This is a genomic window from Saccharopolyspora halophila, from assembly GCF_039531955.1.
GTDB lineage: Bacteria > Actinomycetota > Actinomycetes > Mycobacteriales > Pseudonocardiaceae > Saccharopolyspora > Saccharopolyspora halophila.
This window is the reverse complement of the sequence record NZ_BAAARA010000001.1, coordinates 545,309-558,702: the sequence shown is the minus strand read 5'-3', so window position 1 is coordinate 558,702 and position 13,394 is coordinate 545,309. Positions and strand designations below refer to the sequence as shown.

The window sequence follows — 13,394 nt, the reverse complement described above, 5'->3', positions numbered from 1 at the left end:
GCCACCCAGCGGGACACCGAAACCGCAGCTGGAACTAAAAGAAAATTATAGTTCCAGACAGACCGCCAAGCCGAAACTAAAGATTTTTCGTAGTATTGGCCCATGTCGATCGATCGGCGCGACCTCCGTCGGCGGCTCTTCGAGCTCGCTTCCGCACAAGGCGGCTACTTCACCTCGTCCCAGGCCAAGGAGCTCGGCTACTCGCACCAAGCCCAGGCCTACCACGTCAAAGCTGGCAACTGGCGGCGCATCGAACGCGGGATGTATCGGCTCACCGAGTGGATACCGGGCACACACGATGAACTCGCCAGGTGGACCCTGTGGTCACGCGGCCGCGGAGTCGTGTCGCACGAATCAGCACTGAGCGCACACGGCATCGGCGAATTCGAATCGGCTTACGTCCATCTGACAGTACCGCCGGGGTTCACCATGCGCAGTGATGCCGTAGCCCTTCACCGCACCGAACTTCCTGCCGATGATGTCTCCGAGCGCTTGGGGTACCGGGTAACAACCCCCGTGCGGACGATCATCGATATCGCCGCGCAGGCACCCGATGAGGAGCAGCTGGCCCGCGTGATCAGCGACGCGAGGCGAGCCGGTCTGATAACTCACCGACGCCTCCGTTCCCGCTCGGAAATCGTAGCCCCCAAAGCAGCACTCCACATCGAGCGAGCGATCCAGCAGGAGACACCGTGACCTACCAATCGGCGCAGGCCCTCCGCACCGCATTGGAAGACCGACTGCTGAAGCAGTCCACCTCAGGAATCAGCCTCGACCGACTGCGCCGGCGAGTCATGTTCGAGCGCATCATCGCGCGCATCCAGAAAACGGAGCCAGGCGATTGGGTCCTCAAGGGCGGCATGGCACTCGAAGTGCGCCTCCAAGACGGTGCACGGTTGACCAAAGACATCGATCTCGGAGTGCGCCATGACGTCACCGACGCACTCGATCTCCACGAGAGGCTCATCGAGATCCTCTCGACCGAACTCGACAACGACTACTTCATCTTCACCGTCAGCCCGCCCGAACGAATGCGGGACGACGGCGCGGGAGTCCCGACCTGGCGAGCCAAAGTCGACGCTCACCTGGCTGACAAGCCATTTGGCCGAATCCAGCTGGACGTGTCCCCGAGGACACATGAGTTGAACGCGACCGACACGCTCGCCGTGCCGAACTCTTTGGAATTCGCCGGTGTCCCGGCCGCCGAAGTGCAGACGATCGATATCCACCGGCACGCGGCGGAGAAGTTCCACGGCATGCTCAAGGACTTCGGTGAACGCGAGAACTCCCGGGTTCGGGATCTCGTCGACCTCATGATCCTCCTAGAGCATGGGCTCCTCACCCCCGCCCGCGTGGGCGCCACGACACGGACCGTCTGGCTCGAACGCGACAACGCCGACCCGCCTGTGGATCTGCCGACGCTTCCTGAAACCTGGCCGCCGCGCTATGAACAGCTCATCAGCAACCACAAGATTGATATCCCGCCTTACCCCGAAGCTGTAGCCCAGGTTAGCCAACTGTGGGGCCGCATGTTCCCGCACTAAAGCCGGAGGGCCTCCAGGTGACAGTTTTGCCTAAAACTGTGGCAGGTTCGTGTCCGTTTTGTCTGGACAGTTTTAGGCAAAACTGTCAGTCGCACCGCGGACACACGAGTAGGGGCGAACGCTCGTCGTGAGCGTTCGCCCCTGTTGGTGGAGGTGCCGGGAATCGAACCCGGGTCCTCCGTCGCCTCACCAAGACTTCTCCGTGCGCAGTTCGCTACGTCTCTACTTGGCTCCACCGGTCACGCGAACAAGCCGGTGTGACGAGCCCAGTCGCTGTGCGATGTCCCAACAGGCCCCGCGACCGGGCCTGGAGGTTGAGCCTCCTAGCTGATGCCGGATTCCGGGACGGAGGCGTTCCCGGTCCGACAGAGTCGCTCCTCGCTCAGGCAGCGAGGGCGAACTCGCGCTGACTCTTGTCGGCGCTTATTTGTTTGCGGCGACGCTCACAGTGGTCTCCCGCCTGCACTGGCACGCTTCCCAAGGATCAACTGACGGAGTCGAAACCGTTCACCCCCATGTCTTCCTACCTCGATCACCGGTCCGCGGTTTCGAACCGGTGCACTCAAGCATAACGCCCGACCACCGCCTGATCATTCCCGGTTCCCTCAATCGGTCAGGCCGAGCAATCGAGACGGTGTGTCGTGCAGCACCGCGCGCAGGAACTCGGCGCCGAGCCGGTCGTCGGAATCGGCCCAACCCGCGATGGCGGCCAGCTGCTCCGCGTACGGGTACGGGATGTTCGGGAAGTCCGTACCCAGGAGCACGCGGTCCGGACGGGCCGCGATGCGCGCTGCCCAGTCCTTGGGCAGCGGGGCCATCTTCTCGCTGAAGTCAACCCCCACCATCGTGGTGTCCAGGTGTGCCCGCGGATAGCGTTCCACGAGCTCCAACGCGGCCAGGAAGTCCGGCATTCCCGCGTGCGCGAGCACGGCGACCAGCCGCGGGTGCCTGCGCAGCACTCCCTCGAAGATGTCCAGCCCGGTGTGCGAACCGGGCAGCGGCCCGTGGCCGCAGTGCACGACCACCGGCACGCCCGCCTCGGCGAGCAGTCCCCACGCCTGGTCCAGCATCGGGTCGCGCGGGTCGAACCCGCCGACCTGCACGTGCACCTTGACGCAGCGAGCCCCGGCCTCCAGCGCGCGGTCCAGGTAGTCGGCCACGCCCGGCTCCGGGTAGATGGTCGCGGTCGGCACCGCGTCGGGCTCGCGGTTGCCGAACTCCACCGCCCAGTCGGTCAGCCACTCGGCCATGCCGGGCTTGTGCGCGTAGACCAGCGGAGCGAATGTGCGCACCCCGAGGTCGCGCAGCACCTGCAGCCGGGTGGCCTCGGAGTGCCGGTAGAAGATGTCCCACTCGGTGCCGTAGTGCTCACCGGCCCGGTCGAAGTACGCCCAGACCTTGCGCAGGACCCGCTCCGGCAGGAAGTGCGTGTGGATGTCGATGAGCCCCGGGAGACCGAGCCCGGCGACCCAGTCCGGCACCTCGGCATCGCTGCGCGGTGCCGTCCGATCCCCTGGCAACGTCAGCGACGTCCCTTGCGGGAGTCCGCGATGGCCCGGTCGATCTCGCGCTGCATGTCCCGCTTGGCGATGTCCTGGCGCTTGTCGTGCGCCCTCTTGCCGCGGGCCAGGGCCAGCTCGACCTTGGCCTTGCCGTCGCTGAAGTACAGCTGCAGCGGGACCAGGCTCAGCCCGGTCTCCTTGATCTTGCCGACCAGCCGCTCGATCTCGTGGCGGTGCAGCAGCAGCTTGCGGGAGCGACGCGGCTCGTGGTTGGTCCAGGTCCCCTCGGTGTACTCGGGGATGTGCACGTTGCGCAGCCACACCTCGCCGTCGTCCACCGTGGCGAAGGCATCCCTCAACTGCGCCTTGCCCTGCCGCAGGCTCTTCACCTCGGTCCCGCTGAGCACCAGACCGGCCTCGTAGGTGTCCAGCACCGACCAGTCGTGCCGCGCCTTGCGGTTCTGCGCGATGACCTTGCGGCCGCGTTCCTTCACCATGACCTCAACCCTAGCTGTCGTGTCACCCGGATTTCCGCAGGCCGGCGAGCCCGCGGGCGCGGAATCGCCGGGGCGGGCGGCCCGTCGAGCCCGGTCGCCCGCCCGGTGCCCACGGCACCGGGCGGGCCCGGATCACAGCCGGACGTACAAGCGGAGGGTGACGTAACCGGTCACGGCGGCGATCGCCATCGAGATCGCCAGCAGGATCGGCGAGACGAAGGCGATGTCGCCCCATTCCACGGCCGGGATCACCCCGGTCCGCGACAACGGGCCGAGCACGCTGTCCAGGAACGCCAGCTTGGCGATGATCAGACCGCCGATACCCAGGACGGCACCGACGAGGCCGGAGACCACCGCCTCCAGGAGGAAGGGCAGCTGGGTGTACCAGCGGGTCGCACCGACCAGGCGCATGATGCCGGTCTCGGTGCGCCGGGTGAACGCCGACAGCTGGATCGTGTTGGAGATCAGCAGCAGCGCGGCCATCGCCTGCACCAGCGCGATCACGAAGGCACCGTTGCGGACGCCGCCGAGCACGCTGAACATCTGCTGCAGGTACTCGGCCTGGTCGACGACGCTGTCCACGCCGGGCTTGCCCTGGAACTGGGCCTGGATCTGGCTGAAGCGGGCCTGGTCGGACAGCTTCACGCGCAGCGAGGCCGGCATCGCCTCGGGGCGGGCGACGTCGCGCAGCTCCGGCTGGGACTGGAAGACCTTGTTGAAGTTCTCGTAGGCTTCCTGCCGGTTCTCGAAGGTGACCTGCTCAACGCCCTGCACCGCCTTGAGCGAGGACTTGATCCCCGCGCAGGGGTCGCTGGAGCAGTCGGTGTCGTTGGCGCTGACGTCGTCGGTCATGAACACCACGACCTCGACCTGGTCCTGGTAGGTGTCCTGCATCTTGTCGATCATGCGGACCGCGAGCAGACCACCACCGAGCAAACCCACCGAGATGGCGGTCGTCAGGATCATCGCGATGGTCATCGTGACGTTGCGCCGAAGGCCGTTGATGACCTCGCTGAATACGAAGCTGGCACGCATCTTGGGTTGCTTTCCTGCCGGTCGGGGGAGGTGTCCTCAGGATTCGGGGAACGTGGCGGACTAGCGGCCGCTGCGGGCCGCAGCTGTTCCAGGTGCGGAGCTGAGCCCGCTACCGGCACCGCTGCGCACGCTCATCAGCAGTTCCTAGCGGCCGACGCCGTAGACGCCGCGGGCGTCGTCCCGGATGACGCGCCCGAGGCTCAGTTCCACGACGCGCCGACGCATCGAGTCGACGATGCCGTGGTCGTGCGTGGCCATCACGACTGTCGTGCCGGTGCGGTTGATCCGCTCCAGCAGCAGCATGATGTCCTGGCTGGTGTCGGGGTCCAGGTTGCCCGTCGGCTCGTCGCAGATCAGCACCAGCGGCCGGTTCACGAACGCCCGGGCGATGGCCACGCGCTGCTGCTCGCCACCGGAGAGCTCGTGCGGCATCCGGTCGGACTTGGAGTCCAGGCCGACCAGCTGCAGGACCTGCGGGACGACGCGGCGGATGTCGTTGCGCGGCTTACCGATCACTTCCAGCGCGAACGCGACGTTCTCGAAGACCGTCTTGTTGTTCAGCAGCCGGAAGTCCTGGAAGACGCAACCGATGCGCTGGCGAAGGCGGGGCACCCGGCGACGCGGCAGCTTGGCCACGTTCCAGTCGGCCACGAAGACGCGGCCGCGGTTGGGCACTTCCTCGCGCAGCAGCATGCGCATGAACGTCGACTTGCCGGAGCCGGACGGCCCGATCAGGAACACGAACTCGCCCTTGCCGATGTCCACCGAGACATCCTCAAGAGCGGGCCGGGTCGACGTCTTGTACGACTTGGACACGTGCTCGAGGCGGATCACGAGCGGCAGTTTACCCTCGCCGCCAGAGCCGACCGGCACTCACCCACTTAGGTGGTTGTGCCACTTCTGACCTGCGAATTCGCGGCTCGCGGAGATCGCCCCGCAAGGGGTCGATCAGGCTACGGTCTGCTGCTGGCGACGCCAGCGGATCGCGGCCTCGAGGAAACCGTCGATCTCGCCGTCGAGCACCGCCTCGGGGTTGCCGACCTCGTAGTCGGTCCGCAGGTCCTTGACCATCTGGTAGGGGTGCAGCACGTAGGAGCGCATCTGGTTGCCCCAGGAGGATCCGCTGTCCTTGAGCGCGTCCAGCTCGGCGCGCTCCTCCTCCTTCTTGCGGGCCAGCAGCTTGGCCTGCAGCACGCGCAGCGCCGCGGCCTTGTTCTGCAGCTGCGACTTCTCGTTCTGGCAGCTGACCACGATGCCGGTGGGCTGGTGCGTGATGCGCACGGCGGAGTCGGTGGTGTTCACCGACTGCCCGCCGGGACCGGAGGAGCGGTAGACGTCCACTCGGATGTCCTTCTCCTCGACCTCGACGTGGTCGGTCTCCTCCACGACCGGCAGCACCTCGACGCCGGCGAAGGAGGTCTGCCTGCGGCCCTGGTTGTCGAACGGTGAGATGCGCACCAGCCGGTGCGTGCCCTGCTCGACCGAGAGGGTGCCGTAGGCGTAGGGCGCCTTGATCAGGAAGGTCGCCGACTTCAGGCCGGCCTCTTCCGCGTAGGAGGTGTCGTACACCTCGGTCGGGTAGTCGTGCCGCTCGGCCCAGCGCAGGTACATCCGCATCAGCATCTCGGCGAAGTCGGCGGCGTCCACGCCACCGGCCTCGGCGCGAATGGTGACCATGGCCTCGCGCGGGTCGTACTCGCCGGACAGCAGGGTGCGGACCTCGAGGGTTTCCAGATCCTTGGCCAGCCGGGCGCGCTCCTCGTCCGCCTCGGCCCTACCGGCGTCGTCGCCCTCGTCCTCGCTGAGCTCGTAGAGGACCTCCAGGTCCTCGACCCGCTGCCGCAGCTCGGTCACGCGGCGCAGGGCGGCCTGCCGGTGCACGAGCTTGGAGGTGACCTGCTGCGCGTTCTCGACGTCGTCCCAGAGGTCGGGCCTTGCGGCCTCGGTCTCGAGCTCGGCGATTTCCGCGCGCAGAGCTTCCAGGTCCATCACGCTCTCGATTCCCTCGAGCGTGTTGGTCAGTTCCTTCAGGGCGGCGGCGACGTCGGCATTCACAGTGCTCAGCGTACGTCACTGCGCCCGGGCCGCCCACGAGGACGGCCCGTTTCGCGCCGTTGGCCCCTGCGACCGGCGAATCCGTTACTCCGGAATGTTGTCGAGCAACTTCATGATCGCCCGGTTGTAGGAAACCGTGAAATCGGCGGCGGCCTTCTCGTACGGGTCGGAGGCGGTCTTGGCCGCGTTCCGCGCCTCGTCCATCTTCACCGCGTACTGCGCGCGCGCCGACTCGACCAGGTTGGCGCGCTGCTTGGGCGTCAACGTGCCAGAGTAGACCAGGCGCAGGATCAGCGGGCTGCGGACGTTGTCCGGCCCCGGCTCGGTGTTCAGCCAGGACTTGAACGCCCGCTTGCCCGCAGGCGTGATCGCGTACTGCTGGCTGGAGCGCGGTCCCTGCTTACCCAGGCGCAGCAGGCCGGCCTCGGTCAGCGCCGGCAACTCGCGGTAGACCTGGCTGCGGGTCACGCTGAAGAATCCACCGAAGCGCTCGGTGGCGGCAGCAACCAGCTGGCCGCCGGTCTTCGGCCCTTCGTGCAGTAGTCCCAACAGGGCAGCGGATGTCGCATTCAGCTCGCTCACAGCCACCACGGTGCCACGGTCCGGGGGTGCTGTCCACAGTGGTCCAAGCTTCTGTCCACAGTGGCGGCGAAGGACTGCTCCGAGTGGACGAATCGCTGCGCCGTTGGCCGCAGACACCGGCATCGGCTGCCCGGCGGCGTCCATCACACCGCGTGCTCGAGAGCCACCCGAATGCCAGGCCCGGTAGTGCACGCATTGCAACCACCTGGGCGCGAGTTCGCCTGGATGGGGGTTATTGGGCGCGCAATGAGGTGCTATTACTTTCTGAAGCTGCACAACTACGGCCGGTTACCCGCACGCTGCTCAATGACCGTCGGGTCAAGGCGACCCGAGTGGCCGCACCGCAGGAGGTTGTTACCAGTGCATCGCAGTTGGTTGCGCACGAAGGTCAATGAGAACAAGTCGAAGGTGACCACCAAGGTCGCCGAGCGGGCCAAGTCCCTCGTACCCGCGCAGCGCGGCGCCGAGACGGACTCCTGCATGGTCTGCGGCCGCACGATGCGCCCGACGGCCACCGTGCGCGGTGAGGGCCGCGTCTGCTCGCCGAACTGCGCCCGCAAGTGGGCCGAGGGCGCCGGCGATTAGCGGGCCGCGGAATCACGCGCGAAAAAGCCCTCCGACTGAGCCGGAGGGCTTTTTCCAAGTAGCGGGGACAGGATTCGAACCTGCGACCTCTGGGTTATGAGCCCAGCGAGCTACCGAACTGCTCCACCCCGCGCCAGCGACCGGATCTCTCCGCCGCGTTCTGTTGTGAATATAAGTTAGCACCCGCCCAACACCCCCGTTAAAGGGGGGGGTCCCCAAAACCCAAAACGCCAGCCCAACCCCGGCACGAATGCCCAACCCCCGCACGAACCGAACCCGCCCCGAAGCAAGACGGGGCGAGTCAAGACGGGGCGGGCCCCAACGACGCCAAAGGCGGGGCCACACCCGACGCCGAAGGCGAGACCCCAGCGAGGCCGAAGGCCGAGTCAGCTGGTCCCAGCCCAGGCCGGGCACGCACCCCGAGCGGGGAGCACTCCGCAACCCGACCACCGCACCGCGGGGGCCTACGGGGGCTCGGCCCCCGTACGGAAATGATGAAAACGGGAAAAGACCCCCCGGCGAAGCCGAGGGGTCTTAAACACGCTACTCGTAGCGGGGACAGGATTCGAACCTGCGACCTCTGGGTTATGAGCCCAGCGAGCTACCGAACTGCTCCACCCCGCGCCAGCGATCGGATTTCTCCGCCGCGTTTTGTTGTACCTCGAAGCTTACGGGTCGCCGAAGAACAAAACAAACCGGGGGCCCCCAAAGTGACGCACGCCATCTCCCGCCACGTCGAAAGCCCCGGAAAAAGGCGGCGGGGCGGGGGATCGCGCCGATCCCCCGCCCCGCCTCATCCACTACGGGACGTCCGGCTCAGCCACCGCTGCCCTGGCTCTGCTCGAAACGCGTGATCGCGTCGCCGAGTTCCTGGTAGGCCTGCCCGATCTGGTTGTAGTCACCGGACTGCTGGGCCTGCCGGAGCCGCTCCAGAGCACCCTGGATGTCGCTGACGGCCTGGCTGGTCTGCGGCGAGACGTCCTGCTGTCCCTGCTGCTGACCCTGCCCCTGCTCCTGCTCCGGCGGTTGCTGGGGCTGCTGCGGCTGCTGCGGCTCCTCGCCGGTGTCGGCGGCCTGCCCGGCACCGGATCCGAAGACCTGGTCCAACGCGCCCTGCAGCGTCTCGTGGAACCCGACCTTGCCGCCGAAGGAGACCAGCACCCTGGCCAGCTGCGGGTAGGACTCCTCCTCGTTCCGCTGGATGTAGATCGGCTCGACGTAGAGCAGACCGCCCTCGACCGGCAGCGTCAGCAGGTTGCCGAACATCGCCGTGACGTTCGGGTTGTTGAACAGCGTCCGGTTCTCGGTGACCTCCGGGGTCGACTCCATCTGGTTCTGGACCTGGTTCGGACCCGGTGTCTGCGTCTGGGTCGGCAACCGCAGCACGGTCAGCTTGCCGTAGTTCTCCGGATCCGAGGACGCCGAGACCCACGCCGAGAGGTTCTGCCGCCGCAGCGCGGTGAGCGCACTGGTCAGCTGGAAGGTCGGCTCCTGCTGGTCACCGGTCTGGGCCAGCACGTAGTAGGGCGGCAGCGGGCCCTGGCTGGTGCCGCCGGAGCCGCCTCGGGCCGTCGGGTCGTCCGGGACCTGCCAGAAGGTCTGGGTGGAGAAGAAGTCCTGCGGGTTGTCCACGTGGTAGCTGGTCAGCATCTCGCGCTGCACCTTGAAGATGTCTTCCGGGTACCGGAAGTGCTGGCGCAGCTCGGGCGAGATCTCGCTGGCCGGCTTGACCACCCCGGGGAACACGCCTTCCCAGGCGTTGAGCACCGGATCCTTCGGGTCGGTCTCGTAGAGGTTCACCGTGCCGTCGTAGGCGTCGACGGTGGCCTTGACCGAGTTGCGGATGTAGTTGATCTGCTGGTTGGGCTGCCGCTCGACGCCAGTGTTGGTGTCGTTGGTGGCCTCGCCGAACTCGGTCCGCTGCGAGTACGGGTAGTTGTTCAGCGTGGTGTAGCCGTCGACGATCCACTTGATCCGGCCGTCGACCACCGCCGGGTAGGGGTCGCCGTCGAGCTTGAGCCACGGGGCGACCTTCTGCACGCGGTCCCGCGGGTTGCGCTCGTAGAGCAGCTTCGACTCGGACCCGATGGCGCCGCTGAACAGGAAGTTCCGCTCGCCGTAGTAGGCACCGAAGACCGCGCGCTTGAACAGGTTGCCGATCGGCACCCCGCCCTCGCCGTCATAGGTGAACTGCTTGGTGTCCGTGTCGTACTCGCGCGGCGCCTCGCCCGGGTCGCCGCCGACGATCGCGTAGTCACCCCGCCCGGACAGCTCGCCGTAGTAGACGCGGGGCTGCTCGACCGGGATCGCGCCCTGCCCGTCGTTGGCCACGTCGCTGATCTGGAAGATCGGATAGCCGCCCTGGCTCCGGCCTTCCTCGAAGGTCGAGTCGACCTTGCCCGCGGGCGCGGCGACGAAGCCGTTGCCGTGGGTGTAGACGGTGTGCTGGTTGATCCAGTTCTGCTGGTTGGCCGCCAGCCCGTCGGTGTTGATCTCGCGCAGCGCGACCAGGTAGTCCTGCAGCTTGCCGTTCTCGTCGCGGTAGCGGTCGACGTCCAGCTTGTCGGTGAAGCCGTAGAAGTTGTACTGCTGCGTGAGCTGGGTGAACGTCGCCGACAGGATGTTCGGGTCGAGCAGCCGGATGTTCGGGATCGTGCCCTCGTTCGCGGCCACCTCGCTGGGTTGCAGCTGGGTGCGCCCCGGGTAGTCCTTGAACGTGACGTTGTCGTCGCCGACCTTGAACGCGTCCTTGGTCGCCGCCAGGTTGCGGCTGATCGACTCGGCCTCGCGCTGGTTGGCGTTCGGCCGCACCGAGAACTGCTCCAGCAGAGCGGGCCAGACCGCGCCGACCACCACGCTGGACAGCAGCAGCAGCACCGCGGCCAGCGCCGGGATCTGCAGGTTCTTCAGGAAGATCACCGCGAAGAACGCCAGCGCGCAGAACACGGCGATGCACATCAGGATCAGCTTCGCGGGCAGCACCGCGTTCAGGTCCGTGTAGCTGGCACCGGTGAACAGGTTGTTCCGGTCGGACAGCAGCAGGTCGTACCGGTCGAAGAAGTAGTCGACCGCCTTGAGCAGCACGAAGACCCCGGCCAGCACGGCCAGCTGGACCCTGGCGGGCATGGACAGCTGACCGGAGCGGCCGCGCAGCTGGATGCCGCCGAAGATGTAGTGGGTGATCAGCGAGCCGATGAACGACACGACCACCGCGACGAAGGCCCAGGAGAGCACCATCCGCCAGAACGGCAGCTGGAAGACGTAGAAGCTGATGTCGTGACCGAACTCGGGGTCGGTCTTGCCGAACGGCACGCTGTTGAGGAACAGCTGCAGGACCTGCCACTGCCCCTGCGCGGCCAGGGCGGCGATCAGACCCACGGCGATCGGGATCCCGAGGCCGAACAGCCGGGAGCGCTCGGTCAGCAGCGTGCGATACCCGGCCAGCGGGTCGTCCGGTCCGGTGACCGGCACGAACACCGGGCGGTTGCGATACGCCAGCCACAGATTGCCCAGCAGCACACCGGCCACGAAGACGAAGGCGATCCCGCCCATCGCCAGGCGGGAGAGCAGCTGGGTCCGGTATACCTGGCGATAACCGACCTCGCCGAACCACAACCAATCCACATAGGTGCCCAGCGCCCGCGATCCTGCGATGAGGGCTACCAGCACCACACCGCCCAAGATCAGCAAGATCCGGCTTCGCCGGGACAGTTTCGGCATTCCTACCGGGGGCCGCATGGCCACAGCGCACGCTCCTGGTGACGATCAGCAGGGCTGGGACGACCAGTGCGCAACACACCCGTCGCCCCTCGTGATGTTCAACTCTACGACCTCGGAGTGAAGTTCCTGATAACCCGGGGCACGAACGGAATTTTTCGGACACGATTTCGCAACATCCGGGGACCCCGGGTGGGTACGTCACCGGGTGCGACGATGACGCGCATGTCTTCCGCCGAGGAACTGACCGCCGCCCTGCCGACCGCCGCCCGCGAGATCGAGGAATTCGTGCACTCCGCGGGCTGGGATCAGCCCTCCCAGGTGTTCGCCCTGGTCGACACCGACAAGCTACTCACCGCCGAGCCGAATCTCTCCGACCAGCTGGACCCGAACGCCCCGCTGACCCCGATCGCGCAGGACTCGCTGCCCGCCGAGGACCTGGCCGAGGCGCTGGCCCGCATCGAGTGGCCCGAGCAGGTCGAGGGCTGCGCCCTGGTGCAGGAGATCGTCATCCTGCCGCCGGAGGCAGAGTCCGACCTCCCGGAGGACCAGGACGATGCGGCCAAGACCGCCGCCGAGCACCCCGACCGCCAGGAGGCCCGGCTGGTCGCCGCGGTGCTGCGCAACGGCACCGACATCTGCGTGATGCGGGTCCGGGACAACGACGAGGAGCTCTACGCCGACCGCACGCTGGCCCCGAACCTGCTCACGGCGTTGCACGGAACCTTCAGCTCCTGAACTGGCCACCGCGCCGACGAGACCGCCCCGGTGTGCTGGGCACGCCGGGGACGGTTCTGCTGCGGCGACCGCTCAGCAGCTCGCCGGGGCCTGGTTCCGGCGCAGCGCCTCGAGCGCCTTGGTGGCGTCCTCGATGGTGTGCACCTTGGCGAGGCCGAGTCCCTCGGGCGCCTCGGCCTTGGCCTCGGCGCAGTTCTCGGCCGGGACCAGGAAGGTGGTGGCTCCGGCTTCGCGGGCCTTGACCATCTTGAACTGGATGCCGCCGATCGGGCCGACCGTGCCGGCCGCGTCGATCTCCCCGGTACCCGCGACGAACTTGCCGCCGTTGAGGTCGCCGGGTGTCAGCTTGTCCACGATCGCCAGGCTGAACATCAGCCCGGCCGAGGGGCCGCCCACGTCGGCCAGGTGGATCTTGATGTCGAACGGCACGTCCGGCTGCTGCGTCGGCGAGACGCCCAGGAAGCCCTGCATCTCGTCGCTGTCCGGGTAGGTGCCCAGCTGGATGTTGGCGACCTGCTCCGGGCCGCCGTCGCGGGAGAAGCGGATTTCCACGCGATCGCCGGGCTTGGTGCCCGACAGCGCCGCCTTGAGCGACTGCGGGTCGGTGACCGACTTGCCGTTGGCCGAGATCAGCTGGTCGCCGGGCTGCAGGACGTTCTCCGCGGGGCCGCCCTGGATGGTCTGGCCGACCTCCACCTGCATCGGGTAGCCGAGGTAGCGCAGGGCGGCCGTCTCGGCGCTGTTCTGCGAGGCGTCGAAGGCCTGGGCGTTCTCCTGCTCGACCTCCTGCTCGCTCTTGCTCGGCGGGAAGTACACCTCGCGGGGAGCCAGCGCGTAGCGGCCGGAGGCCCACATGCCCAGGGCGCCGAACAGGGACAACCGGTCGGTGACCGACACCGTGGTCATGTTGAGATGACCGGCGGTCGGGAAGGTCTGTCGTCCGTCGACCTCGATGACCGGTTTGTCGCCGTCGGTGCCGAGGGTGTCGTAGGTGGGGCCGGGCCCCAGGGCGACGAACGGCACCGGTACGAACGCGCCGAGCAGCCCGAAGGCGACGACCAGAACGACACTTGTCAACAGCGTCCAGGTGCGGCGATTCACGAGGCCACAGCGTACGTGTTCGCTGTTGGCGATGTGCG

The 13,394-nt window shown here is 67.2% G+C and carries 12 protein-coding genes, 2 tRNA genes and 1 other RNA gene; 4 read left to right on the top strand and 11 right to left on the bottom strand.

Annotated features, from left to right (window positions below; all coding sequences use genetic code 11):
- Nucleotides 1-102 precede the first annotated feature (102 nt).
- Nucleotides 103-696, top strand: coding sequence for a type IV toxin-antitoxin system AbiEi family antitoxin domain-containing protein (locus tag ABD289_RS02725; RefSeq protein WP_344126076.1), 594 nt, complete (start codon nt 103-105; stop codon nt 694-696).
- On the top strand, nt 693-1,544 hold the full coding sequence (locus ABD289_RS02720; RefSeq protein ID WP_344126074.1) for a nucleotidyl transferase AbiEii/AbiGii toxin family protein: 852 nt from the start codon (nt 693-695) through the stop codon (nt 1,542-1,544). Before ABD289_RS02725 ends, ABD289_RS02720 begins: the two co-directional genes overlap by 4 nt.
- 145 nt (nt 1,545-1,689) lie before the next feature.
- Here the strand turns inward: ABD289_RS02720 and ssrA are convergent.
- The 7 genes from ssrA to ABD289_RS02685 form a co-directional block, all read right to left on the bottom strand.
- Nucleotides 1,690-2,059, bottom strand: a transfer-messenger RNA (tmRNA) gene (ssrA, locus tag ABD289_RS02715).
- A gap of 90 nt (nt 2,060-2,149) precedes the next feature.
- Nucleotides 2,150-3,064 (bottom strand): amidohydrolase family protein, encoded by a 915-nt coding sequence (locus tag ABD289_RS02710; RefSeq protein WP_344126072.1) that lies wholly within the window; start codon nt 3,062-3,064, stop codon nt 2,150-2,152.
- 2 nt (nt 3,065-3,066) lie between these two features.
- A complete protein-coding gene (gene smpB, locus ABD289_RS02705; protein WP_344126070.1) occupies nt 3,067-3,543 on the bottom strand; it encodes an SsrA-binding protein SmpB in 477 nt (158 codons plus the stop codon).
- 132 nt (nt 3,544-3,675) lie between these two features.
- Entirely contained in the window at nt 3,676-4,578 is a 903-nt protein-coding gene (gene ftsX, locus ABD289_RS02700; RefSeq protein ID WP_344126068.1) for a permease-like cell division protein FtsX, read from the bottom strand.
- A gap of 144 nt (nt 4,579-4,722) precedes the next feature.
- Complete coding sequence (ftsE, locus tag ABD289_RS02695) at nt 4,723-5,412, bottom strand: cell division ATP-binding protein FtsE (protein WP_344126066.1); 690 nt, start codon at nt 5,410-5,412, stop codon at nt 4,723-4,725.
- A 114-nt stretch (nt 5,413-5,526) separates the two neighbouring features.
- Nucleotides 5,527-6,633 (bottom strand): peptide chain release factor 2, encoded by a 1,107-nt coding sequence (gene prfB / locus ABD289_RS02690; protein WP_344126064.1) that lies wholly within the window; start codon nt 6,631-6,633, stop codon nt 5,527-5,529.
- Between the two features lie 84 nt (nt 6,634-6,717).
- Nucleotides 6,718-7,215: a PadR family transcriptional regulator gene (locus tag ABD289_RS02685; protein ID WP_344126062.1), complete on the bottom strand. Its 498-nt coding sequence runs from the start codon at nt 7,213-7,215 to the stop codon at nt 6,718-6,720.
- 360 nt (nt 7,216-7,575) lie between these two features.
- Between ABD289_RS02685 and ABD289_RS02680 the strand changes: the two genes are divergently transcribed.
- On the top strand, nt 7,576-7,800 hold the full coding sequence (locus ABD289_RS02680) for a hypothetical protein (protein WP_344126059.1): 225 nt from the start codon (nt 7,576-7,578) through the stop codon (nt 7,798-7,800).
- A 59-nt stretch (nt 7,801-7,859) separates the two neighbouring features.
- On the opposite strand, the gene ABD289_RS02675 is transcribed toward ABD289_RS02680, so the two are convergent.
- The 3 genes from ABD289_RS02675 to ABD289_RS02665 all read right to left on the bottom strand — a co-directional run bounded on the left by ABD289_RS02675 (nt 7,860) and on the right by ABD289_RS02665 (nt 11,538).
- Nucleotides 7,860-7,933: transfer RNA gene (locus tag ABD289_RS02675), tRNA-Met, on the bottom strand.
- 417 nt (nt 7,934-8,350) lie between these two features.
- Nucleotides 8,351-8,424, bottom strand: a tRNA-Met gene (locus ABD289_RS02670).
- A gap of 192 nt (nt 8,425-8,616) precedes the next feature.
- Nucleotides 8,617-11,538: a UPF0182 family protein gene (locus tag ABD289_RS02665; RefSeq protein ID WP_344126057.1), complete on the bottom strand. Its 2,922-nt coding sequence runs from the start codon at nt 11,536-11,538 to the stop codon at nt 8,617-8,619.
- Between the two features lie 204 nt (nt 11,539-11,742).
- Here ABD289_RS02665 and ABD289_RS02660 point away from each other — a divergent pair, with 204 nt between their 5' ends.
- Nucleotides 11,743-12,255 (top strand): PPA1309 family protein, encoded by a 513-nt coding sequence (locus ABD289_RS02660; protein WP_344126055.1) that lies wholly within the window; start codon nt 11,743-11,745, stop codon nt 12,253-12,255.
- Nucleotides 12,256-12,327: 72 nt separating this feature from the next.
- On the opposite strand, the gene ABD289_RS02655 is transcribed toward ABD289_RS02660, so the two are convergent.
- Complete coding sequence (locus tag ABD289_RS02655) at nt 12,328-13,356, bottom strand: YlbL family protein (protein ID WP_344126053.1); 1,029 nt, start codon at nt 13,354-13,356, stop codon at nt 12,328-12,330.
- Between the last annotated feature and the right edge of the window lie 38 nt (nt 13,357-13,394).

Excerpts from the sequence above, each read along its gene's own strand:
- ABD289_RS02725 (WP_344126076.1), top strand. The coding sequence starts at position 103 with ATGTCGATCGATCGGCGCGACCTCCGTCGGCGGCTCTTCGAGCTCGCT.
- smpB (WP_344126070.1), bottom strand. The coding sequence starts at position 3,543 with ATGGTGAAGGAACGCGGCCGCAAGGTCATCGCGCAGAACCGCAAGGCG.
- ftsX (WP_344126068.1), bottom strand. The coding sequence starts at position 4,578 with ATGCGTGCCAGCTTCGTATTCAGCGAGGTCATCAACGGCCTTCGGCGC.
- ABD289_RS02665 (WP_344126057.1), bottom strand. The coding sequence starts at position 11,538 with ATGCGGCCCCCGGTAGGAATGCCGAAACTGTCCCGGCGAAGCCGGATC.
- ABD289_RS02660 (WP_344126055.1), top strand. The coding sequence starts at position 11,743 with ATGTCTTCCGCCGAGGAACTGACCGCCGCCCTGCCGACCGCCGCCCGC.